21 protein-coding genes are annotated in these 21,833 nt (G+C 62.1%); 6 read left to right on the forward strand and 15 right to left on the reverse strand.

The window, feature by feature from the left end:
* Positions 1-10: 10 nt before the first annotated feature.
* From AACZ65_RS00410 to AACZ65_RS00420, 3 genes are all read left to right on the forward strand, one after another.
* The gene (locus tag AACZ65_RS00410) at positions 11-463 is read left to right on the forward strand and encodes a YqaA family protein (protein WP_037272323.1); all 453 of its coding nucleotides are present in this window, start codon (positions 11-13) and stop codon (positions 461-463) included.
* A gap of 132 nt (positions 464-595) precedes the next feature.
* On the forward strand, positions 596-1,822 hold the full coding sequence (gene ispH / locus AACZ65_RS00415; RefSeq protein ID WP_339667409.1) for a 4-hydroxy-3-methylbut-2-enyl diphosphate reductase: 1,227 nt from the start codon (positions 596-598) through the stop codon (positions 1,820-1,822).
* A gap of 182 nt (positions 1,823-2,004) precedes the next feature.
* On the forward strand, positions 2,005-2,370 hold the full coding sequence (locus tag AACZ65_RS00420; RefSeq protein ID WP_339667410.1) for a hypothetical protein: 366 nt from the start codon (positions 2,005-2,007) through the stop codon (positions 2,368-2,370).
* Positions 2,371-2,507: 137 nt separating this feature from the next.
* On the opposite strand, the gene AACZ65_RS00425 is transcribed toward AACZ65_RS00420, so the two are convergent.
* From AACZ65_RS00425 to AACZ65_RS00445, 5 genes are all read right to left on the reverse strand, one after another.
* Positions 2,508-3,320, reverse strand: coding sequence for an MBL fold metallo-hydrolase (locus AACZ65_RS00425; protein WP_339667411.1), 813 nt, complete (start codon positions 3,318-3,320; stop codon positions 2,508-2,510).
* Between the two features lie 73 nt (positions 3,321-3,393).
* Entirely contained in the window at positions 3,394-4,563 is a 1,170-nt protein-coding gene (locus AACZ65_RS00430) for a DNA recombination protein RmuC (protein WP_339667412.1), read from the reverse strand.
* Positions 4,560-6,395, reverse strand: coding sequence for a DNA mismatch repair endonuclease MutL (gene mutL, locus AACZ65_RS00435; RefSeq protein WP_339667413.1), 1,836 nt, complete (start codon positions 6,393-6,395; stop codon positions 4,560-4,562). The genes AACZ65_RS00430 and mutL overlap by 4 nt, the downstream gene beginning before the upstream one ends.
* 124 nt (positions 6,396-6,519) lie before the next feature.
* Positions 6,520-7,854, reverse strand: a complete 1,335-nt coding sequence (locus AACZ65_RS00440) for an ammonium transporter (protein WP_339667414.1) — start codon at positions 7,852-7,854, stop codon at positions 6,520-6,522.
* Positions 7,855-7,879: 25 nt separating this feature from the next.
* The gene (locus tag AACZ65_RS00445) at positions 7,880-8,218 is read right to left on the reverse strand and encodes a P-II family nitrogen regulator (RefSeq protein ID WP_008279099.1); all 339 of its coding nucleotides are present in this window, start codon (positions 8,216-8,218) and stop codon (positions 7,880-7,882) included.
* 255 nt (positions 8,219-8,473) lie between these two features.
* Between AACZ65_RS00445 and AACZ65_RS00450 the strand changes: the two genes are divergently transcribed.
* Complete coding sequence (locus AACZ65_RS00450; RefSeq protein WP_339667415.1) at positions 8,474-10,618, forward strand: transglycosylase domain-containing protein; 2,145 nt, start codon at positions 8,474-8,476, stop codon at positions 10,616-10,618.
* Between the two features lie 52 nt (positions 10,619-10,670).
* Here AACZ65_RS00450 and AACZ65_RS00455 read toward each other — a convergent pair whose 3' ends face one another.
* Positions 10,671-11,276: an ABC transporter substrate-binding protein gene (locus tag AACZ65_RS00455; protein WP_339667416.1), complete on the reverse strand. Its 606-nt coding sequence runs from the start codon at positions 11,274-11,276 to the stop codon at positions 10,671-10,673.
* Positions 11,266-12,030, reverse strand: coding sequence for a VacJ family lipoprotein (locus AACZ65_RS00460; protein WP_339667417.1), 765 nt, complete (start codon positions 12,028-12,030; stop codon positions 11,266-11,268). Before AACZ65_RS00460 ends, AACZ65_RS00455 begins: the two co-directional genes overlap by 11 nt.
* Before the next feature lie 219 nt (positions 12,031-12,249).
* On the opposite strand from AACZ65_RS00460, the gene AACZ65_RS00465 reads away from it, so the two are divergent.
* A complete protein-coding gene (locus tag AACZ65_RS00465) occupies positions 12,250-13,974 on the forward strand; it encodes a type I secretion system permease/ATPase (protein ID WP_037272295.1) in 1,725 nt (574 codons plus the stop codon).
* Positions 13,971-15,278: an HlyD family type I secretion periplasmic adaptor subunit gene (locus AACZ65_RS00470; RefSeq protein WP_037272290.1), complete on the forward strand. Its 1,308-nt coding sequence runs from the start codon at positions 13,971-13,973 to the stop codon at positions 15,276-15,278. The genes AACZ65_RS00465 and AACZ65_RS00470 overlap by 4 nt, the downstream gene beginning before the upstream one ends.
* 9 nt (positions 15,279-15,287) lie before the next feature.
* Here the strand turns inward: AACZ65_RS00470 and AACZ65_RS00475 are convergent, their stop codons facing one another.
* The 8 genes from AACZ65_RS00475 to cyoE all read right to left on the reverse strand — a co-directional run bounded on the left by AACZ65_RS00475 (position 15,288) and on the right by cyoE (position 21,826).
* Complete coding sequence (locus tag AACZ65_RS00475) at positions 15,288-15,872, reverse strand: GNAT family protein (protein ID WP_037272956.1); 585 nt, start codon at positions 15,870-15,872, stop codon at positions 15,288-15,290.
* A 2-nt stretch (positions 15,873-15,874) separates the two neighbouring features.
* The gene (locus AACZ65_RS00480) at positions 15,875-17,137 is read right to left on the reverse strand and encodes a pitrilysin family protein (protein ID WP_339667418.1); all 1,263 of its coding nucleotides are present in this window, start codon (positions 17,135-17,137) and stop codon (positions 15,875-15,877) included.
* Positions 17,134-18,522 carry a threonine synthase gene (gene thrC / locus AACZ65_RS00485; protein ID WP_339667419.1) on the reverse strand — a complete coding sequence of 463 codons (1,389 nt, stop codon included), beginning with the start codon at positions 18,520-18,522 and terminating at the stop codon, positions 17,134-17,136. Before thrC ends, AACZ65_RS00480 begins: the two co-directional genes overlap by 4 nt.
* Positions 18,519-19,202 carry an SURF1 family protein gene (locus AACZ65_RS00490; protein WP_339667420.1) on the reverse strand — a complete coding sequence of 228 codons (684 nt, stop codon included), beginning with the start codon at positions 19,200-19,202 and terminating at the stop codon, positions 18,519-18,521. The genes thrC and AACZ65_RS00490 overlap by 4 nt, the downstream gene beginning before the upstream one ends.
* A 99-nt stretch (positions 19,203-19,301) precedes the next feature.
* The gene (locus AACZ65_RS00495) at positions 19,302-20,102 is read right to left on the reverse strand and encodes a cytochrome c oxidase subunit 3 (RefSeq protein ID WP_339667421.1); all 801 of its coding nucleotides are present in this window, start codon (positions 20,100-20,102) and stop codon (positions 19,302-19,304) included.
* Positions 20,103-20,127: 25 nt separating this feature from the next.
* Positions 20,128-20,709, reverse strand: coding sequence for a cytochrome c oxidase assembly protein (locus AACZ65_RS00500; RefSeq protein ID WP_339667422.1), 582 nt, complete (start codon positions 20,707-20,709; stop codon positions 20,128-20,130).
* Positions 20,709-20,873, reverse strand: coding sequence for a hypothetical protein (locus tag AACZ65_RS00505; RefSeq protein ID WP_296630072.1), 165 nt, complete (start codon positions 20,871-20,873; stop codon positions 20,709-20,711). Before AACZ65_RS00505 ends, AACZ65_RS00500 begins: the two co-directional genes overlap by 1 nt.
* A complete protein-coding gene (cyoE, locus tag AACZ65_RS00510) occupies positions 20,870-21,826 on the reverse strand; it encodes a heme o synthase (RefSeq protein ID WP_339667423.1) in 957 nt (318 codons plus the stop codon). Before cyoE ends, AACZ65_RS00505 begins: the two co-directional genes overlap by 4 nt.
* Positions 21,827-21,833 lie beyond the last annotated feature (7 nt).

Consider the following 21,833-nt stretch of genomic DNA (forward strand, 5'->3'; position numbering starts at 1 on the left):
TTGCCCCTGCATGAACATGGGTGATCCGGGCGTTTTCGCACAATTGGCAGGGCTTTTTGCTGCGGCCTTTGGCGCAGCGACCATCCTGCCCTTTCAGTCGGAAGTGGTGTTTGTCGGCCTACAACTGGCAGGCACGATCTCTTTCACGACACTCATTGTCGTGGCCAGCGTCGGCAACACGCTGGGCGCCGTAGTCAATTACGCGATGGGGCGTGGGATCGAACGGTTTCGCCACCGCCGCTGGTTCCCGGCCAATGCCGCGCAAATGGCACGGGCAGAGCGGTGGTATGCGCGATGGGGCGTCTGGACCCTGCTGCTCAGCTGGGCCCCCTTGGGCGATGCCTTTACCGTGATCGCCGGGGTCTTGCGCACACCAGTCTGGCTATTCCTTCTGCTCGTCACGATTGCCAAGACCGGGCGTTACATCGTGCTGGCCTGGATCACGGCGCAGGCGATGGGCTGAGGGGCGGGGCAGGCAAGAGAGCTTCATTCACTTCCCGTGTGGTTCGACAGACGTCACAAAGCCTATTTCCAACCCCACCCTTTACCTGCGCGCCCACCTGCCTTACCTCTATGCGGGATCAGGAGACGCGCGATGACCAAGCCCCCCCTCACCCTCTATCTCGCGGCGCCGCGTGGTTTTTGCGCCGGTGTGGACCGTGCCATCAAGATCGTGGAAATGGCGCTCTCGAAATGGGGCGCGCCCGTCTACGTGCGCCACGAGATCGTGCATAACAAATACGTGGTCGACGATCTGCGCACCAAGGGGGCCGTCTTTGTCGAGGAACTCGACGAGTGCCCCACCGACCGCCCGGTGATCTTTTCCGCCCACGGCGTGCCCAAATCGGTCCCGGCAGAGGCCGCCGCGCGGCAAATGCTCTATGTCGATGCAACCTGCCCGCTGGTCTCGAAGGTGCATATCGAGGCAGAGCGGCACCATGAAAACGGGCTGCAAATCGTGATGATCGGCCACGCGGGCCACCCCGAAACCGTCGGCACCATGGGGCAACTGCCGGATGGCGAGGTGCTCTTGGTCGAGACCCCCGCCGATGTGGCCACGCTAGACGTGCGCGATGCGAACCGCCTCGCCTTTGTCACCCAAACCACACTCTCGGTCGATGACACGGCCGAGGTCGTGGCCGCCCTCCAGACGCGCTTTCCAGCCATCGTCGGCCCGCACAAGGAAGACATCTGCTACGCCACCACCAACCGCCATGAGGCCGGCAAGGAGATCGTGCTGATCGGCCACGCCGGCCATCCCGAGGTCATCGGCACCATGGGCCAGCTGCCCGACGGCGCGGTGACCCTGATCGAGACCGTGGAGGACGCCTTGGCCTTCACGCCGAAGGACCCGGCCAATCTGGCCTTCGCCACCCAGACCACGCTTTCGGTGGACGACACGGCCGGCATCGTCGCAGCCCTGCGCGCCCGCTTTCCCCTGATGGCCGCCCCCCACAAGGAGGACATCTGCTACGCCACCACCAACCGCCAGGAGGCGGTCAAGGCCATGGCCGAACGGGCTGAGGCCATGCTCGTGGTGGGCGCGCCAAACTCGTCCAATTCCAAACGTCTGGTCGAGGTCGGCGCGCGTGCGGGCTGCGCCTATGCCCAGCTTGTGCAGCGCGCTTCCGACATCGACTGGCGCGCACTCGACGGTATCCGCAGCATGGGTATCACGGCGGGGGCCTCTGCCCCCGAAGTGCTGGTGAACGAGGTGATCGACGCCTTCCGCGCCCGCTATGATGTGACAGTCGAAGTGATCGAAACCGCACAGGAAAACGTCGAGTTCAAAGTGCCAAGGGTCCTGCGCGAGAAGGTGTGAGCCGGGAAACAAAGGGTTAGGACAGTTCTTAATCCGTTGCGCTCATTCCGCTTCAGGGCGCGCTTGACATGAAACGTGGGGATCATGGATTGACCGCCTCAGTGGTTCGTGCTGAAAACGCTTGAATATCAAGCAGGAGACCTTCATTGAAACTTTTTTCTATCGCTCGCACGAGTGCTGTTTTGGCGGCGTTTTCGATCCTGTCCGCATGCGGCGGCACATCTGGTCCGAGCCTGTCGACCAGTAATCCGAATTTCTTTTCTTCGCGCGTTTCCGAAGGAACGATGCTCGGCGCGTTCAACCCTGCCGGTTTCTCCGCCAAGGAGGTCCGCAAGGTGGTGGCCGAAACCTGCACGGGCGCGCTTGGAGGGTTCAACACGCAACCGCGCGAAGATGGCCTGACAGCTTTCTCCGCGACGTGCGCCGCGTGGCGCAGCGGGGCGCGTCTGGTCGAGTATGAACGCGCCAGCGGCTCGATGGTGATCATTGAAATCACGGGCTCAAAATCCGGCAATCTCTTGTATGATCGGATCGAAACCAACGTCTGATTGGCTGTGAGTGGCCCTTGCGTCTGGCACGGAAACTGCCGTGTCAGACACCATCAAATTGCGAGCGCGCCATCGCCATCGGCAGACCATCTTCTTGCGGCCCAATAGCCGCGATCCCGTCACAGACCGCCAACCCCTCACTCGTTATCCCTGAGCCACGCAGGCCGCAACACCACGATGGTGGGCCGGTCCGGCAGGCTGCGCAGGGACACTTCGATCTCGCTCACACCGGGACGCGAGATGGCGAACTCACCCTCCATCCCCGCCAGAAACCGCTCCAGCGTGCTATCGCCAAACCAGTGCATCGGCAGCACGATCGACGCTTTCACCCGCCGGAGCACGTTCATCATGTTCTCGATATTCATGGTATAGCCGCCATCGACCGGGGCCATCACCACATCCATCCGCCCGAGTGCCGCATATTGATCGTCCGACGGCTCGTGATGCAGATGGCCCAGATGCGCGATGCACAGCCCCTCCGCCTCGAAGACGAAAATCGAATTGCCATTCGCCTCCACCCCGCCACCGGATCGGATGTCTGTGGGCACATTGCGCACCACCAACCCGCCCAGATCAAGGTGATGATCGGCCCCCACGCCATATTCCCCCCAACCGCGCAGCACATGCGGGATTGCCGGGTCGGGAAAGGCGGTCCAATGCGTTTCATGCGCGTGGTTCATCGTAACAACATCGGGGATCAGATTTGCGCTGCCGATAAAGCCGGTGAAATCCGTCACCGCATTGTATCCGCCCGCCTGAATGAGAAAGGACGCATGCGCGATGTAGCGTAGCCGAACCGTATACTCCGGCAAAGGCGCGCGAAAACTGGCCCGGTGCAGATATTCCAGCCCCGGCGCGGCATCGGCAAGCGCGATACAATGGCTCGGGCGGCGATCCTGCGCGGTGGCAGGCGCGGCCAGCATCAAGACGAACAAGACAAGTCGGATCATGGGCGGTCCTCCTCTTGGTCCTGTGCAAGATAGCACGCTTTGCAAAAGCGTCATCTTTTCCGAAGGGGCGCGCTCAGCTTTCCTTGACCAACGGTACGATCGCTGGATCGGTTTCGGGCGCCAATTCCTCGAAATCGAAATTGTCCAACCGCCGCGCCCGCCGCCCGGCCTTGTCCGCCGAAATCTTGATCTCCGCCACATCCTTGGCGGCCTGCGTGAAATGCCGGTCGAGGTTCTCGACCCGCGCGCCCAAACGCTCCACATCAGCAAAGAGAAGACCCAATTCACGCCGGATCGCGCCTGCCTGTTCCCGCATCCGCGCATCCTTGAGGATCGCGCGCATGGTATTGAGCGTGGCCATGCAGGTCGTGGGCGACACGATCCAGACGCGCGCGGCAAATCCATCGCGCACCACCTCGGGGAAATTGGCGTGCAACTCGGCATAGACTGCCTCGGAGGGCAGGAACATCAACGCCCCGTCAGCGGTTTCGCCCTCAATGATGTATTTCTCGGAAATATCCTTGATATGCTTGCGCACTGCTGTGCGCATCCCGCGTGCCGCCTCGGCCAATTCCCCGTCTGTCTTGGCCCGGCGCAGCGCCTCATAGGCCTCGAGCGGGAATTTGCTGTCGATGCAGATCGGCCCCGGCGGGTTGGGCAGATGGAGGAGACAATCCGCCCGCCGCCCGTTCGAGAGCGTCGCCTGTAACGTGTAGCTGTCCGACGGCAGTGCCTTGGTGACAATATCGGTGAGCTGGATTTCCCCAAACGCCCCCCGCGTCTGCTTGTTCGACAGAATATCCTGCAACGACAGCACATCACCCGAGAGCTTGGTGATATTGTCCTGCGCCTTGTCGATGGCTTGTAGGCGCTGCTGCAATTCGCCGAGCGATTGCGCCGTGCGCCGCGACGTGCCTTGCAGGTTCTCGGTCATGGCGTGGCTCACCTGCGCCAGCCGCCTTTCCATCAGTTGCAACAGATGCGATTGCGCCGCCGCCTGCGCCTCGGACACATGGTTGAGGCCCCCCGCCAGCTGATGCTGCCCATCCGACAGGCCCTGCACCCGCTGGCCCAATTGCCCAACCTGATAGGCCAAAGGCTCTGCCAGCCGCGCCGAGCGATTGGCAGCCCGCAAGCCGAGAATGAGCAGCAGCAGGATGAGCAGTAACACCACCACGCCAACGAGCCCCGCCAGAACAACAGGATCATCAAAGGCATAGGTTTGCGTACCGATCTGGATCATGTGCGCCCGAACAGCCGCTCAATATCCGCCAGCCGCAATTCCACATAGGTGGGCCGCCCGTGGTTGCATTGCCCGGACATCGGCGTGCGCTCCATCTCGCGCAAAAGGGCGTTCATCTCGTCCGCGCTCATCCGGCGCCCCGAGCGGACCGAGCCATGGCAGGCAACCCGGCTCAGGATCGCGTCGATCCGCGATTTCAGCGTGCCGCTTGCGCCCTCGTCCTGCAATTCGTCCAGAATGTCGCGCAACAGCGCCTTGGCGTTGACCGGCCCCAGAATGGCCGGGGTTTCGCGCACGGCAAGGCTGCCTGGCCCAAACGGCTCGATCCCGAGCCCCATGCCCGCCAACTCCTCGGCATGGTCCATCAACAGCGCGCAATCGGCCTCAGAAAAGTCGACAATTTCCGGGATCAACAGCGCCTGCGCCGCAATCCCACTCTCGGCCATCTGACGCTTCAAACGCTCATAGACCAACCGCTCATGGGCGGCGTGCTGATCCACGATCACCATCCCCGTTTCAGTTTGCGCGATGATGTAATTCTCATGCACCTGCGCCCGCGCGGCCCCAAGCGGCAGCGCTGTGGCCGGCACCTCTTGCGCCTCAGGCTCTGGCGCGGATTCGACCCGCGCGCTCCACTCTACGCCCATATCGGCAAACCCGGGCGCCTGTGCGTTATAGGCAAGGGCCCGCGCCTGCGGTGACGGGCGATCCATCTGATAGATGCGCCCCACCGGCTCTGCCCGGAACGCGCCCAATGTCGCCCCCGCCACCGTGGTCGAGGCCCGATGCCCGGCGTCGGCCAAGGCATGCCGCAAGCCCGAAACAATCAGCCCCCGCGCCAGCCCCGGATCGCGAAACCGCACTTCCGATTTCGCCGGGTGCACATTCACATCGACCAGCGTGGGATCACAGCCCAGAAACAGCGCCGCCGCCGGATGACGGTCGCGGCTCAGCACATCCTGGTAGGCGGCGCGCAGCGCGCCGTAGAGCATCTTGTCCCGCACCGGGCGGCCATTGACAAAGAGATACTGCGCCACCGCCGATCCGCGCGCATAGGTGGGCAGCGCGGCATAGCCGGTCAGGCGCAGCCCCTCGCGCGTGGCATCAATTCTCAACGCATTCTCGGCAAACTCGGCCCCCAGCACCCGCGCCAACCGCCCATGCAGCGCGTCAAAGAGATCACCATTCTCCGGGTCGGCACGGAACACGATCCGCCCCTCACCCCCGCCCGACACGTCGCGCAGCACGAAGCCCACGAACGGTTCCGCCATCGCCAGCCGCTTGACGGTGTCGGCAATCGCCTGCGCCTCGGCCCGGTCCGAACGCATGAATTTGAGCCGCGCAGGCGTGGCGTAGAAAAGATCGCGCAGCGTCACCACCGTGCCCGCATTGAGGGCCGTGGGCTTCACCGCCCCCATTTGCCCACCCGCAACCGTGATTTCGGCGGCCTCGCCCCCTGCGCGCGATGCGATCGTCAGCCGCCCCACCGCCCCCAGGGACGGCAGCGCCTCACCGCGAAATCCAAAGGAATGGATGTTCAAAAGGTCCGAGCCGTCGATCTTTGACGTCGCATGCCGCGCAAGCGAGAGCGGCAGTTGGTCGGGCGTCATGCCGCAACCATCATCCCCCACACGGATCAGGGTCTTGCCGCCGTCCGCATAGCTCACCTCGATCCGGGTGGCCCCGGCATCGAGCGCGTTTTCCACCAGTTCCTTGACCGCCGAAGCCGGGCGCTCGACCACCTCGCCCGCCGCGATACGATTGATCGCAGCCTCGTCCAACTGGCGAATCTGCGGGTGTGCGGCGCTTATCTTGGGGCTTGGGCTGTTCATACCGCAACACTTAGCACGGATTACCGCGATTCTGCCAGAGAAGGCATATTCGCAGCCGCATATAAAAAACCCGGGCGCGAACGCCCGGGCAAGCTCTCTCAAGATCTGTCAGGAAAGAGAAGGATCAGCCCTTGGAGAATTCAGGATAGGCTTCCATGCCCATTTCCGCCATGTCGAGCCCGTTGATCTCGGTCTCTTGATCGACCCGCAGACCCATGGTGCCTTTGATGATCAGCCAGAGCACGAAGCTCACGACAAAGGTGAAGGCACCGTAGGCAAGGATCCCCAGAAGCTGCGTGCCGAGGCTGGCATCGCCGTAGAACACCACCGCAATCGTGCCCCAGATCCCGCAGAAGAGGTGCACCGGAATGGCGCCGACCACGTCGTCGATCTTGAACTTGTCGAGCATGGGCACGGCCAGCACCACGATCACGCCGCCAACAGCACCGATCCAGAGGGCGCCAAAGAGGCTGGGCGCAAGCGGCTCGGCGGTGATCGACACAAGGCCAGCCAAGGCACCGTTGAGAACCATCGTAAGGTCAGGCTTCTTGTAGAGCACTTGCGTCAGGATGAGTGCCGCAATCGAGCCCGCCGCCGCAGCCATATTGGTGTTGGCAAAGATCCGCGACACGTCCGAGACATCGCCCACGGTGCCCATGGCCAGCTGCGAGCCGCCATTGAAGCCGAACCAACCCAGCCACAGGATGAACGTGCCCAGAGTGGCAAGCGCGAGGTTCGAGCCCGGCATCGGCGTGACCTTGCCATCCTTGCCGTATTTCCCAAGGCGCGGCCCGAGGATGATCGCACCGGCCAGAGCAGCCCAGCCACCAACGGAGTGCACAATGGTCGAACCGGCGAAGTCGGAGAAGCCAGCTTCGGACAACCAGCCACCGCCCCACTGCCAGGACCCGGAAATCGGATACATGAAGCCGGTCAGAAGGATGACGAACACGAGGAACGGCCAGAGCTTGATCCGCTCTGCCAGAGCGCCCGACACGATCGAAGCTGTCGCCGCAACGAACACCAACTGGAAGAAGAAGTCAGAGCCGACCGAGGCATAATCCAGCGCGGCATCCGCCGCCGCGACACCCACCGGGTCCAGCTCGGTCATCGAGAAGAACGGCCCGACCCAACCGGCCACCAACCAGCCGTCGCCGGGATACATGAGGTTGAAGCCAACCAGCCAATACATGATCGTTGCAAAGGAATAGAGCACGACGTTCTTGGTCATCTGCATCGTGACGTTCTTTGAGCGCACCAGCCCGCCTTCGAGCATGGCAAAGCCCGCCGCCATGAAGAAGACCAGAAAGCCTGCCATGCAGAACAGCAGCGTCGTCATGATATAGGGGCCGATTTCATCAAAGCTCGGCACGGCCTCCGCCGCCGCCTCTTGAGCCAGCCCCATCTGCGGCAACGCGATCAGCGTTGCGGCAAGGCCGAGTTTTAGCATGGATTTCATGGTATTTATCCTTTCCCCTGCGCGCTCAGAGCGCGTCATCGTTGGTTTCGCCGGTGCGGACACGCACGGCTTGCTGGATGTCGAGCACGAAAATCTTGCCGTCACCGATTTTGCCAGTGCGGGCGGTTTTGGTGATTGTCTCGACGACCTGATCGGCCATCGCGGCGGAGACCGCGATTTCCAGCTTGATCTTGGGCACGAAATTCACGGCGTATTCCGCACCGCGATAGATTTCCGTGTGCCCGGATTGTGAGCCGAAGCCCTTGATTTCGGTCACCATCATGCCGCGCACGCCGATGTCGGTCAGCGCCTCGCGGACCTCTTCCAGCTTGAACGGCTTTATCGTTGCAATGATGAGTTTCACGTCTGCCCCTTTCGGTTTGCGGTGTCTCAGCGCGTTGTTTGCACATGCAGAAAAGGCGCAGATGGCAGAGTCTGGAAGGGTCAAGGCGGGAATTCGCCGCTCGAATTCGCCTCATATGCATAAAATTTAGGCATATTGGTTAATTTGCACTATTTTTGTGCACATCGGAAAGCGCGATCGGTACGCGTGGGGTCTCTACTTTTGTGATCCCACACTATAAACTGAGCCGAACACATGAGGCCGAGCAGGGCAACAATGAGCACGACAGGACCGAAAAAACCGCCTCTGGTGGCCCCCAAGCGCACCCCCAAGGCGCGCCCCAAGCCTGCGCCCGCGCGCAAGGCTAAAGGTGCGCGGCGCCGCGCTCGTCCACGCTCCAACAACGTGATGGTGCGGCTTGTCGGCGGGCTGTTGCGGGGGGTATTGCGCGTAACCTGGTGGATCACATGGCGGGTAACGGCGATCGTCGCCCTTGTCGTAGGCACTCTGGTGGCCATCACTTATTCAAGCCTGCCCGAATACCAGACTCTTATGGATGGCCGCGCCAAAGGCTCTGTCACCCTTCTCGATCACGGGGGCGAGGTCTTTGCCTGGCGCGGCGATCAATTTGGCGGCGTCGTGACCGCCGACACCGTCAGCCCGCATCTCAAGAACGCGGTCATCGCCACCGAAGACCGGCGCTTTTACCTGCATCCCGGCGTCGATCCCATTGGCATCGCCAGCGCCATCCGCATCAACCTGAACGAGGGCCGTGGCCCCCTGCAAGGCAACGGCGGCTCGACCATCACCCAGCAGACCGCAAAACTTCTGTGCTTTGGCAACGCCTATGATGAGAGCGAGTGGGAGAGCGAGGCCGACTATATCGCCGACTGCCGCCGCACATCGCTGTCGCGCAAGGCGCGCGAGGCGATCTATGCCATGGCAATGGAAGCAAAATACACCAAGGATCAGATCCTGTCGGTCTATCTCAACCGGGCCTATCTGGGCGGCGGAGCCTATGGCGCAGAGGCCGCAGCACAGCGCTATTTCGGCAAATCTGCGGCCAATCTCAACCCCGCCGAGGGTGCGATGATCGCGGGTCTGCTGACCGCGCCCTCGACCCTCGCGCCCACTGCCAATCTGGAACGCTCGCGCAACCGTGCCTCGGTCGTGGTGGGGCTCATGCGCCGTCAGGGCTATCTCACCGATCAGGAAGCGGCCCTCGCCCTCGCCAATCCTGCCGAACTCTCCGAGGCCGCAGAACGCCAGGCAGGCGGCTATTTCGCCGATTGGGTGATGGCCTCCGGCCCCGAATTCTTTACCCGAGACACCACCGAGGATGTGATCATCCGCACCACCCTCGATCAGCGCATCCAGCGCGCGGCCGAGGACGCGCTGACCTATATCTTTGACGAAAAGGTGCGTGAAGGCTCCAAGGCGCAAGCCGCCATTGTGGTCATGTCCGCCGATGGCGCGGTGCGGGCCATGGTCGGCGGGCGCAAAACCAAGGTGGTGGGCGCCTTTAACCGCGCCACACAGGCCAAGCGCCAGACCGGATCGGCCTTCAAGCCCTTTGTCTACGCCACCGCCGTCGAGCTGGGCTACAGCTATGATTCGGTCGTGGTGGACGAGCCCTATTGCATCGACATCCCCGGTTCGGGCCGCTGGTGCCCGGAAAACTACACCCGAAACTACAAAGGCCGCGTCACCCTTACCGACGCATTGGCGCAATCGCTCAACATCCCGGCGGTCAAAATCTCCGAAAGCGTCGGACGTGATCTCGTGCGCAAGGTGGCCAGCGATTTCGGCATCGACAGCGATCTGGCCGCGGGTCCGGCCTTGGCGCTTGGGGCCTCCGAGAGCACGTTGCTGGAAATGACCGGCGCCTATGCGGGTATCCTCAACGGCGGCTCGTCGGTCACGCCCTACGGCCTGGTCGAATTGAAACTTCTGGGCGAGTCAGAACCGCTCATGGGCACCGGCGGCGGCATCGGCGAACGTGTCATTCAGGAAAGCGCGGCGCAGGAACTCATCTACATGATGACCAAGGTGATCGAAGGCGGCACCGGCAGCCGTGCCCGCCTTCCGGGCCGCGAGGCCGCGGGCAAGACCGGCACCACCCAGGCCGCCCGCGATGCATGGTTTCTCGGCTTTACCGCCGATTACGTGGCCGGGGTCTGGATGGGCTATGACGACAATACGCCCCTCAAAGGCGTGACCGGCGGCGGACTGCCTGCGGAAATCTGGCAGGAAACCATGGTGCGCGTGCATGAGGGGATTGATCCCAAACCCCTGCCGATGCTGCGCCCGCAACCCCGGCCCGCGCCCACCCCCGCCCCGCAGAACCAGCAACGCCGCGCGCCACTGGCCAGCGGCAACCCAATTGAAAACATCCTGCGCAGCATCTTTGGCGGAAATTGAAAACGGCGCCCGCAGGGGCGCCGTTCTCGATAATCGTAATGGGCAGGGCGCCTCAGCCCGCTTGCTTGAGGTCCGCAATCAGCGCGTTCACATCACCATTGCGACGGTCCAGCATCGCGCCAATCTCGGTGCGTTCGCTCAGCCGCAGGCTGATGCCTTCGATGATCATATCGAAGAACAGGTCCTTGCCCGACCGGTCAGACACAAGGAAACTCACCTCGAACGGCGACTGCCCGCGCAAATAGGCGGTGGATTTCACCTCATGCCAGGATTTCACAGGCTTGACCGAATTGACCTCGATACGACCGCCGGCGAATTCGTTGAACCGCTTGCCGTATTTTCGCGCAATATAGCCGCGGAACGCATCGGTAAAGGCGCGCATCTGCGCCGCCGACACCCGGTTGGCATCGGCCCCAAGGGTCGAACGCGCGATGATGTTCACATCGGCATAGGTGTTAAAGATACGCTCGAAATCCTTGATCATCCCTGATAGCGGCTTGCCCGAGGCGATCACGCGGTTGATGTTCACAACCACCTCATCCACCAGCGTTCGGGCGCGCGCATCGTCCAGTGCCCAACCCATCCGGGGCAGCGCAGTCAGCGCGGTTGCAGCCAAGGCTGCGTTGAAAAAATGGCGGCGGCTTATCTTACTCAGCATAGGGGTCCTCCAATGGCGCGGATGGCTCAAGAGTGCCGTAAGGGTCGTCGTAGACACTACCAGCCGTGCCGCCCAGTTTGAAGCGCCGGTTTTGCAGGAAAATGGACCGCGACTGTGCATAACTGTCGGCGCTCTCATAGAGAATGGCGTCAATCGTCTCGCTGAACTTATCGCGCTTGGACAGGCCTGCGGCCACACCCGCCCCAGTGCCGATCAGGCTCTCGGGGGATTCGACGAGATAACTCAAGGGGTTGGTAAAGAGATCGACGGCGATGCCCCAGGTATCCCGCTCGGTCGACGGCCCCAAGACCGGCAGTTCCACATAGGCCCCTTCCCGCGCGCCCCAGACGTGCAAGGTTTCGCCGAAATCGGTGTTTGTGCCCGCAGGCATCCCCATTTCGCTGGCGGGATCGAACAGGCCGCCAAGGCCAAAGGTGGTATTCACCACCAGCCGCGCGGTATCATGGATGGCACCCCGCATGTTCAACTGCAGGACGTTATTCACGATGTCGCTGGGCAGTGAGAGATTCGTCGCAAAACGCCCGATAACCGTTTCGATATCATCGGGAATTGCGGCGCTGTAGCCTTTGGCGACCGGCCGCACGAGCGCACGGTCAAAACCTCGGTTAAAGTCATGCACCTCGCGGTTCTGCGATTCGTAGGGATCGAACACGTCGCGCGTGGCCTCAGACGGGCTGGGCTTTGCGCAGGCGCTCAGCGCGACCACTCCTGACAGGGTGATCAGGCGCAGCACAGCTCCGGCGGGCACAGGGAAAGATAAGGTTGGCAATGGGGTATCCGTCATTAAACGAGTCTCAGCCTTACATAAACTATAGCCCGAACAAACCCATCATCCTACGCCCCATGTTCACAATGCTGTGGCAGAATGGTGACATTGCCTGTAAGGGAAGGCAGGATTGCTTTGATGCCTTAAAGACTTGAACACAAAAGACGGAATACGAGTTTGGACAAGATGAAACTGGAAGCGGGCCGCCAGGAATTGCGCGCGGCCCGACGTGAAAGCCGTAGTCTCTACTGGTTTGTCGGCATCTTCAGCTTTTTCGCCAATCTGCTGATGTTGACCGGTCCCATCTATATGTTGCAGGTCTATGATCGTGTCCTCGGCAGCCGTTCACTGGAAACCCTGATCGCCCTCTCGGTACTGGTGCTGTTTCTCTATACGATGATGGGCCTTCTCGATTATGCTCGAGGGCGCATCATGGGCCGTGTGGGCGCGCGCTTTCAGGCGCGGCTCGACCGGCGGGTGTTCGACGCGGTGATTCGAAAATCCGCCGTTCAACCCGATGCCAACACCGCCACCGGCCTGCGCGACCTCGAATCGATCCAGCGCCTGATGACCTCGCCAGTGCTTCTGGCGATTTTCGACATGCCATGGGCACCGTTCTTTCTGGCCGCAATCTGGGTGTTTCACCCTTGGCTTGGCATACTTGCCCTTGCCGGGGGCGCTCTCTTGGTGGTCGTGACCCTTGTCAATCAGATCGTGACCCGCCGCCCCACGGGGCAGGCCACCAGCGCAAGCGTTCAGGCTGAAGCGATTTCCGAACAGTTGCGTAACGAATCCGAGATGATTCAGGCCATGGGTATGCGCGATGCCGCCTTTGACCGCTGGCAGGCCATGCGCGGGCGTGCCCTCTCGACCGCAATCGACGCCGCCGATCTCGGTGGCACCTTCACAACCACCACCAAGACGCTGCGCCTGCTGTTGCAATCGGCGATGCTGGGCCTTGGCGCGTGGCTGGTGCTGCGTGGAGAGTTGACGCCCGGTGCCATGATTGCAGGCTCGATCCTGATGGGGCGCGCACTTGCGCCCATCGAACAGGCCATCGGTCAATGGGCCCTGGTGCAGCGCGCCAGCAAGGGCTGGGGCAGCTTGGCCGAACTTCTCGGCACTGTCCCGCCCGAACAGCCGCGCACGCCCCTGCCCCGCCCCAAGGCGCGGCTTGAGGTGCAACAGCTCACCATGGTCCCCCCGGGCGAGAGCCAAGCCGTGCTGAAAACCCTGAATTTCAAGATCGAACCGGGGCAGGCCGTGGGCGTGATCGGACCCTCTGGCGCGGGCAAATCCACCCTCGCACGCGCCATCACCGGTGTCTGGCGGCCTGCGGGCGGCAAGATCCGGCTGGATGGGGCGACACTCGACCAATACGCACCCTCCGTGCTGGGCGAGTTGATCGGCTACCTGCCGCAGCGTGTGCAGCTTTTTGACGGCACCATAGCCGAAAACATCGCCCGCCTGGCCCCCGAACCCGACCCTGCCAAGATCGTCGCAGCCGCCCGCAAGGCCGACGCGCATGAGATGATCCTCAAACTGCCCAATGGCTATGATACCCGGGTCAGCGCCAATGGCGGACGGCTCTCGGGCGGTCAAATGCAACGCATCGGACTGGCCCGTGCCATGTATGGCGATCCGATGATCCTCGTGCTCGACGAACCCAATTCCAATCTCGACAACGAAGGCAGCGAGGCGGTCAATCTTGCCATTCGCAGCCTCAAGGCCGAAGGCAAGGCGGTGATCGTCGTCGCCCACCGCCCCGCCGCAATCAAGGAATGCGACATGCTTCTGATGCTTGAGGCCGGCGTCATGCGCGCCTTTGGTCCACGCGAACAGGTACTCAAGGATGTGCTCCAGAACCATCAACAAGTCACCGGATCAACCGGACCCGGAGGTGTGCGATGAGCGCCCCAAACAATAGCGCTTGGTCGGCAAGCAAGCCGCTGATTATCGGCCTCATTGGACTTGTTCTGCTGGTGGGCGGTTTTGGCACTTGGGCCAGCTTCACCCAGATTTCCGGGGCGATCATCGCGCCGGGTCGCATCGAGGTGGATCAGAACCGGCAAGTGGTGCAACACCCCGACGGGGGTGTCGTCTCTGCCATCGAGGTCAAGGAGGGCGACAAGGTCACCACCGGTCAGGTACTCGTGCGGCTCGATCCTACCGAACTGAAATCAGAGCTCTCGATCATCGAGAACCAGCTTGCCGAACTCATGGCGCGCCGTGGCCGTCTAGAGGCCGAGCGTGACGGGCGCGATACCCTGAAGTTCGATCCGCTCCTGATCGAACTTTCGGCGCAGAACGCCGATGCTGCCGATCTCATGACAGGTCAGAAAACCCTGTTCGAAGCCCGCGCCCAAACCGTTGCCGCCGAGATTGACCAACTCGACAAGCGGCGCGGGCAGATTTCCAACCAGATCGACGGCATCGAGGCGCAACAAGTGGCCCTCGCCCGCCAGCTTGAACTGATCGAGATGGAACTGACCGACCAGCAATCGCTGCTGGATCGCGGCCTGGCACAGGCAACCCGCGTGCTCGGGCTTCAACGCGAACAGGCACGGCTGAGCGGCACCATGGGCGATCTTGCCGCCCAAAAGGCCGAAGCCGAGGGCCGCATCACCGAAATCGAAATCTCGATCCTCAAGCTTGGGACCGACCGGCGCGAAGAGGCAATCACCACCTTGCGCGACCTGCAATTCCGCGAACTAGAGCTGCGCGAACAACGCCGCGCCCTGATCGAACAGATGGGGCGGCTGGACATTCCAGCCCCGCTTTCCGGTGTGGTCTATAACCTTCAGGTTTTTGCCCTGCGCTCGGTCATTCGTCCTGCCGATCCGGTCCTCTTCATCGTGCCACAGGACCGCCCGCTGGTGATCAACGCGCGAGTCGACAGCATCCATATCGACAAACTATTTGTTGGACAGGAAGTCACCCTGCGTTTCTCGGCGCTGGATCAACGCACCACGCCGGAACTCTTTGGTCGTGTGACCCAAATTTCAGCCGATGCGTTCGAGGATGAGGCCACGCGCGCCAGCTATTACCGCGCCGAGATCGTGCTGAGTGAAGGCGAACAGGCCCGCTTGCCCGAGGGCAGCACGCTCATCCCCGGCATGCCAGTCGAGGCGTTCATCCGCACTGCCGACCGCACGCCGCTGGCCTATCTGGTCAAACCCTTCACCGATTATCTGGCCAAGGCGTTCCGCGAATGACCTGTGGGCTTAGCCCACATCCGTCCGCCCGCGCCGGTCCGCCCGCAACTGCGCATAAAGAACATGCGTCCGCCAGCGTCCGTTGATCTGCAAGTAACTCTGCGCGACGCCTTCGTATTTGAAGCCACATTTTTCCAACAGCGCGCGTGATGCCTGATTCTCCGGCAGGCACGCCGCTTCGATCCGGCTCAGATCCAGCCTGTCAAAGGCGTGGTGCACCACCCCCGCAATCGCCTCGCGCATATAGCCTTGGCGCGCATAGGGCTGGCCGATCCAGTAACCCAGCGTGCCCGCCTGCGCAGGCCCGCGCCGGATATTGTCAAGCGTGATCGCGCCCAATAGCGCCTGATCCTCGCGCCTCACCAAAAAGAGTGGCATCGCGCTGCCACTGGCGATTGAACGCTGCGCCCACCAGACCCGGTTGGAGAACCCCTTGCGCGCCAAATGGTCCACCGCCCAGAGCGGTTCCCACGGCGTCAGGAAATCCGCGCTATCTGCCCGCAAACTGCTCCAGTTGCGAAAATCACCAATCACCGGCTGCCGCAGGGTAAGACGCTCTGTCTCGATCCTGAGCTTGCGGCGCGGCAAGAGCATCATCAGGCGGCACGCCTCGCATCAAGCGCGGCCAACGTCGGGGCCTGCTCAACCGGACCATAGAGCGCCAGCGCTGAAGGCGCGCGTGCGACCGTCGTTTCGGCCAACCGCCGCACATCCGCCAGCGTCACCGCGTCGATTCGTTCCACAACCTCAGGCAGGTCCGGCACCCGCCCCCAGATTTGCAACATCCGCGCCAGACGCTCCGCCCGGTTGCTCGGGCTTTCAAGACCCATCAACAGCCCAGCCTTCATCTGCGCCCGTGCCCGCTCGACTTCGGCGGCAGTCATATCCTCGGCAGCGCGCTTCATCTCGTCGATGGTAATCCCCGCAAGATCGCCCAATTGCTCGCCCGAAGTGCCTGCATAAATCGTCATCATGCCGGTGTCGGAATAGGCCCCGGCCTGCGCATAGATCGAATAGCACAGGCCCCGCCGCTCGCGGATTTCCTGAAACAGCCGCGACGACATCGACCCGCCCAGCGCCGAGGCATAGATTTGCGCGGTGTAAATATCGGGATGCGCGTAATCCGGGCTCTCGAAGGCCAGCGCGAAATGCGCCTGCTCCAGATCCTTGACATGCCGCGTCTCGCCCCCGGCAAATCGCGCAACCGGCGGTTCGATCACATTGCTTGGGATCATGTCGCCGAACATGTCTTCGGCCATGCGCACCAGCGCATCATGATCCACCGCTCCGGCCGCAGACAGAACCATCTGACCGGGCCGATAATACTGATCCACGAACCGCTCCAGATCGGGCTTGGCAAAGCCGCGCACCCGCTCTTCCGCCCCCAGGATGGTGCGGCCAAGCGGGTGGTCGGGATAGGCCTTTTCCTGCAGCCAGTCGAAAATGATGTCATCGGGCGTATCCGCCGCCTGCCCGATCTCTTGCAGGATCACGCCACGCTCTACTTCGATCTCGCGCGGATCAAACACCGGGTTGCGCAAAATATCCGCCACCACGTCTAGCGCCAGCGGCACATCTTCCTTGAGGACGCGCACATAATAGGCCGTGACCTCGCGGCTCGTGTAGGCGTTGATATAGCCGCCTACATCCTCAATCGCCTCTGCAATCTGCAAGGCCGAGCGCCGCTTGGTCCCCTTAAAGGCCATATGCTCCAGAAAATGCGCGATGCCATTCTGGCTGGCCTCTTCATGCCGGGCCCCGGCCAGAACCCAGACGCCAATCGCTGCCGATTGCAGGCCGGGCATATGTTCCGAAACGATGCGAAATCCGTTCGGCAGGGTGGTCAGTTGGACACTCAATGGGCAATCCGTTCCTTGATCAGTGTTTCAATGGCGCTCAGATCGTTCTCGACACGCGTCACACGTTCATCCCGCTCATACAGGTCCGCCATACGCGCGGGCAAGGGGGGGTGAATGCCGCTCGCCTCCTCGACCGCCGCCGGGAATTTCGCAGGATGCGCCGTGGCCAGCGTGATCATCGGTACGCCGGGGCTACGCTGCGCCTCGGCCACATGCACACCCACGGCGCTATGCGGGCATAACAATTCACCGCTCGCGGCCCATGTAGTCCGGATCGCGGCGCGGGTCTGATCCTCGTCACAGCGCCCGCTATCGAACGTCTCGCGGAGCGCCTCCAGCGCGCCTTGGCTCACGGTAAATCCGCCCGCCTTCAGCTCGTCCATCACCTGCCCCACGGCATTGCCATCCTGCCCGTAGGCGTAATAGAGCGCGCGCTCGAAATTCGAGGAGACCTGAATATCCATCGACGGGCTGATCGACGGGGCCACACCATCAGGGCGATAGTCGCCCGTGCTCAGACAGCGGTGCAGAATGTCATTCTGGTTGGTCGCCACCACCAGCCGGTCAATCGGCAGGCCCATGCGCTTGGCGATATACCCGGCAAAGACGTCGCCGAAATTGCCCGTAGGCACGGTGAAACTCACCTTGCGGTCCGGCGCACCAAGGCTCACGGCAGAGGTGAAGTAATACACCACCTGCGCCAGAACCCGCGCCCAGTTGATGCTGTTGACCCCCGCCAACCGCACGCCGTCGCGGAACTCAAAATCGTTGAACATATCCTTGACGCGCGCCTGGGCATCGTCGAAATGCCCGTCGATGGCCAGCGCATGCACATTGCTCTCGACCGGCGTCGTCATCTGCCGCCGCTGCACCTCGCTGACGCGCCCATGCGGATAGAGGATGAACACATCCACCGCATCCAGACCCCGAAACGCCTCGATCGCCGCCGACCCGGTATCGCCGGAGGTCGCGCCGACGATGCTCACCCGGCTCCCCGACCGCTTCAGCGAGAATTCGAACATCTGCCCGATTAGCTGCATGGCGAAATCCTTGAACGCCAGCGTCGGCCCGTGGAACAGTTCCAACAGGAAATGCCCACTATCCAGCTGCTTCAACGGGGCCCGTGCCGCGTGACCGAACCCCTCGTAGGCCCGCGCGATGATCCCGCGAAACTCGTCGTCGGTAAAGGCATCGCCGATATAGGGCCGCATCACCCGGAACGCGGCCTCCTCATAGCTCACCCCGTGCAGCGCGCGGATATCATCCGCCGCCATCACCGGAATGCTCTCCGGCAGATAAAGCCCGCCATCACGCGCCAACCCGGTCAGCATCGCCTCTTCGAAACTCAGCGTGGGCGCGCGGCCCCGTGTCGAGATGTATTTCACGTCGTGCCTCTTTCTGCCTGCCGCATGCGCCAGATGAAAAAACCTGTCATCGCGGCCCATATCACGGCCAGCGAAAACCATGTGATTGCGTAACTCAGGTGATCGTTCGGAATTCCGCTCGTGTCGACGGGCAAGGGCGACACGCCCACCTCCGGCTCCGACAATTTTCGCGTCACCACCAGCACCGGCTCGGTGCCCAGAACTTCGGCCATCTGCGCGATGTCGCGCGCGAACCAGATATTGCCCGCCACGTCGTTCTCGGGCGTCGAACTCAGCCGTTCGTCCGGCCAGTGCAGATTGCCTTGCACCGTGACCGCCTCCTCGGGCGGGGCCGGAATATCGGCACTTACCTTGACAAACCCCCGATCCAACAGCACCCGGCGCGTGCCGGTGTCCAGAGCGGAAATCACCCGGTATCCCGCCCCAACCTGCTTTTGGCTGACCAGCACCCGCAGCGCCTCCGTGCCGATCCGTCCCGTCACCGCGACCGGCAGATAGCGATCCCGCTCCGGCTCTATCGCTTCGGGCAAACCCACCGGGTCCGCGCTGATATGCGCGGCAATATCGGCCAGAACACCCTCTTTCCACGCCAGCCGCTCGACCTGCCACTTGCCCAAGCCGACCAGCACTGCCACACCGGCAATGCCAAAGATCAGGGGGATCAGAACGCTTTTCCGCATGTCACACTCTCAAAAGGAAAATGCGGGGAAAGAAAACCCCGCATCTTCTTCTTGCTTCAAATATCCGCGCCGCAGGCACCGATCTCCTTCAGAAGATCGTCACGCACCCCAGATGTAGACTGCAGCAAAGAGGAACAGCCACACCACATCGACAAAGTGCCAATACCAAGCCGCGGCTTCAAAGCCTACGTGCTGCTGAGGCGTGAAATGCCCTTTTTGCACGCGAATGAGGCAAACGAAGAGGAAGATCGTGCCGATCACCACATGCGCGCCGTGGAACCCGGTCGCCATGAAGAAGTTGGCGCCGTAGATATTGCCGGAGAAGCCAAACGCCGCATGGCTGTATTCATAGGCCTGGAACACGGTAAAGATCGCGCCCAAGGCAATCGCGATAATCAGCCCTCGCTTCATGTCCTGACGGTTGTTCTCATGCACCAGCGCATGATGCGCCCAAGTGGCGGCACAGCCCGAGCACAAAAGGATCAGCGTGTTGATCAGCGGCAGGTGCCAGGGATCAAAGGTCTCGATCCCGGCAGGCGGCCAGACGCCATCGACCATCGGAGAGTTTTCGCCCATCGGGTACATGGCGTGCTTGAAAAAGCTCCAGAACCACGCGGCAAAGAACATCACTTCCGACATGATGAACATGATGAAGCCATAGCGCAGACCAATCCGCACGACCGGGGTGTGATCGCCGGTCTGGCCCTCGTTCACCACATCGGCCCACCAGCCGAACATGACATAGAGCACGCCGACGACGCCCGCGAGCAGCATCCACGGCCCATGATCGTGAAAGAACAGAACCGCCCCGAAGAGCATGACGAACCCCGCCAAAGAGCCAAGCAACGGCCAGATGGAGGGGGGCAGAATGTGGTAATCGTGGTTTTTCTCGTGTGCCATCTTTGTATTATCCCTCGTCGAAGGCTCAGTTCAGGTTTTTATCTTGTGATGTGCCCTGCTCAAGCGCAGCTTGCTCTTCGGGCAGGTCAATTTCGTGGAACGTATAGGACAGCGTGATCGTATGCACGTATTTCGCGTCACGGTCGGTCACGATTTCCGGGTCAACATAAAAGGTCACGGGCATCTGCACCCGCTCGCCCGGCTGTAGCACCTGTTGTTCGAAACAGAAACAGTCGATCTTGGTGAAAAAGCCACCCGCTTCGTAAGGTGTCACATTATAGCTGGCCGATCCCGCCACGACACGGTCGGTTGGGTTATAGGCCTCATAAAACGCCAGCCCCGTCTCGCCGATGCGTAGCTCCATCTGGCGCTCCATCGGCTTGAACTCCCACGGCATTCCGCGCTCCTTGCTGGCGTCGAACCGCACCTTGACGGTTTGCTCCAGCACATCCTCGCTCGCTACCTCGGAAACGCCGGTCGCCCCGCCAAAGCCGGTGACACGGCAGAACCAGTCATAAAACGGCACCGAGGCCCAGGCGAGCCCGCCCATCAGCACCACCACGCCAACAGTCTGGGTCACGGTCTTGAGCTTCGGGTCCATCGCCATCACTTCTCCCCCTGTTCGATCTTGGGAACAGCAAATCCATCATCCGAAACCTTGGCAATTGTCATGCCGAACACCAAGGCCACGAACCCCGCCAGCACGAGGCCAAGACCCAGATTGCGGCCAAACCGGCGCTTGTGCAGCTCATGCTCCTCGCGAAAGCTCATGCCCATCCCCCAAGGCCAAGACCGCCCAGCGCGGCCTCCGCCAGAATGGCCGTGAAATGTGCAAAGAGATACCAGAGCGACAGCTTGAACGCCCGTTTCTCGACCCGGTAATTGTCCGCTTCGGCCTGATCCTCGTCGCGCCGCCAGATCGCAATCGCATCGCGCAGGAAGAGCGCGTTAAAGACCACCGCAACAGCCAGATAAACCGGCCCGCCAATACCTGTGAACGCAGCGCCAATCGCCAGCGCCGCCAAGAGCACGGTGTAGACCAGAATGTGCACCCGCGTGGCGCGCCGCCCATGCGTCACGGTCAGCATCGGCACGCCTGCCGTGTCGTAATCGCCGCGCATGAAGAGGGCGAGGGCCCAGAAATGCGGCGGTGTCCACATGAAGATCAGGGCGAACATCAAAACCGACTCGAGGCTCACCGTGCCCGTCGCCGCCGCCCAGCCGATCATCGGAGGGAACGCGCCCGCCGCCCCGCCAATGACGATATTCTGCGGCGTCCAGCGTTTCAGGCCGATCGTGTATATCACGACGTAGAAGAAGATCGTAAACGCCAGGATACCCGCCGCCAGCGCGTTCGTGGCCAGCCACAGCATGACAACCGACATCACCGCCAGCGTGATGCCAAAGGCGAAGGCCTCGTCCCGTGTGACCTTGCCCGCCGGAATCGGCCGCTTCTGCGTACGCTTCATCAGCGCGTCGATGTCGGATTCCCACCACATGTTGAGCGCGCCTGCGGCGCCCCCGCCCACGGCGATGAACAGGATCGCGGCAAAGCCAATGACCGGATGCACGCCAACCGGTGCTGCCAAGAGACCCACCAGCGCCGTGAACACGACAAGCGTCATCACCCGCGGCTTGAGCAGGGCAAAGAAATCGCCAAAGCCTGCCTCACCCTCTTGGGCGCGGCTCACGGGGCTGGCTGTGTTCAGGCTCGCATCGCTCATTTTGTTC

Origin of the sequence: uncultured Roseovarius sp., from assembly GCF_963972555.1 — a bacterium.
GTDB classification, from domain to species: Bacteria; Pseudomonadota; Alphaproteobacteria; order Rhodobacterales; family Rhodobacteraceae; genus Roseovarius; species Roseovarius mucosus.

Excerpts from the sequence above, each read along its gene's own strand:
- cyoE (WP_339667423.1), bottom strand. The coding sequence starts at position 21,826 with ATGAGCGATGCGAGCCTGAACACAGCCAGCCCCGTGAGCCGCGCCCAA.
- AACZ65_RS00490 (WP_339667420.1), bottom strand. The coding sequence starts at position 19,202 with ATGCGGAAAAGCGTTCTGATCCCCCTGATCTTTGGCATTGCCGGTGTG.
- AACZ65_RS00440 (WP_339667414.1), bottom strand. The coding sequence starts at position 7,854 with ATGAAATCCATGCTAAAACTCGGCCTTGCCGCAACGCTGATCGCGTTG.
- AACZ65_RS00450 (WP_339667415.1), top strand. The coding sequence starts at position 8,474 with ATGAGCACGACAGGACCGAAAAAACCGCCTCTGGTGGCCCCCAAGCGC.
- AACZ65_RS00465 (WP_037272295.1), top strand. The coding sequence starts at position 12,250 with ATGAAACTGGAAGCGGGCCGCCAGGAATTGCGCGCGGCCCGACGTGAA.
- mutL (WP_339667413.1), bottom strand. The coding sequence starts at position 6,395 with ATGAACAGCCCAAGCCCCAAGATAAGCGCCGCACACCCGCAGATTCGC.
- AACZ65_RS00470 (WP_037272290.1), top strand. The coding sequence starts at position 13,971 with ATGAGCGCCCCAAACAATAGCGCTTGGTCGGCAAGCAAGCCGCTGATT.
- AACZ65_RS00430 (WP_339667412.1), bottom strand. The coding sequence starts at position 4,563 with ATGATCCAGATCGGTACGCAAACCTATGCCTTTGATGATCCTGTTGTT.
- AACZ65_RS00425 (WP_339667411.1), bottom strand. The coding sequence starts at position 3,320 with ATGATCCGACTTGTCTTGTTCGTCTTGATGCTGGCCGCGCCTGCCACC.
- AACZ65_RS00500 (WP_339667422.1), bottom strand. The coding sequence starts at position 20,709 with ATGGCGATGGACCCGAAGCTCAAGACCGTGACCCAGACTGTTGGCGTG.
- ispH (WP_339667409.1), top strand. The coding sequence starts at position 596 with ATGACCAAGCCCCCCCTCACCCTCTATCTCGCGGCGCCGCGTGGTTTT.
- AACZ65_RS00495 (WP_339667421.1), bottom strand. The coding sequence starts at position 20,102 with ATGGCACACGAGAAAAACCACGATTACCACATTCTGCCCCCCTCCATC.
- AACZ65_RS00410 (WP_037272323.1), top strand. The coding sequence starts at position 11 with ATGAACATGGGTGATCCGGGCGTTTTCGCACAATTGGCAGGGCTTTTT.
- AACZ65_RS00455 (WP_339667416.1), bottom strand. The coding sequence starts at position 11,276 with ATGCTGAGTAAGATAAGCCGCCGCCATTTTTTCAACGCAGCCTTGGCT.
- AACZ65_RS00475 (WP_037272956.1), bottom strand. The coding sequence starts at position 15,872 with ATGCTCTTGCCGCGCCGCAAGCTCAGGATCGAGACAGAGCGTCTTACC.
- AACZ65_RS00505 (WP_296630072.1), bottom strand. The coding sequence starts at position 20,873 with ATGAGCTTTCGCGAGGAGCATGAGCTGCACAAGCGCCGGTTTGGCCGC.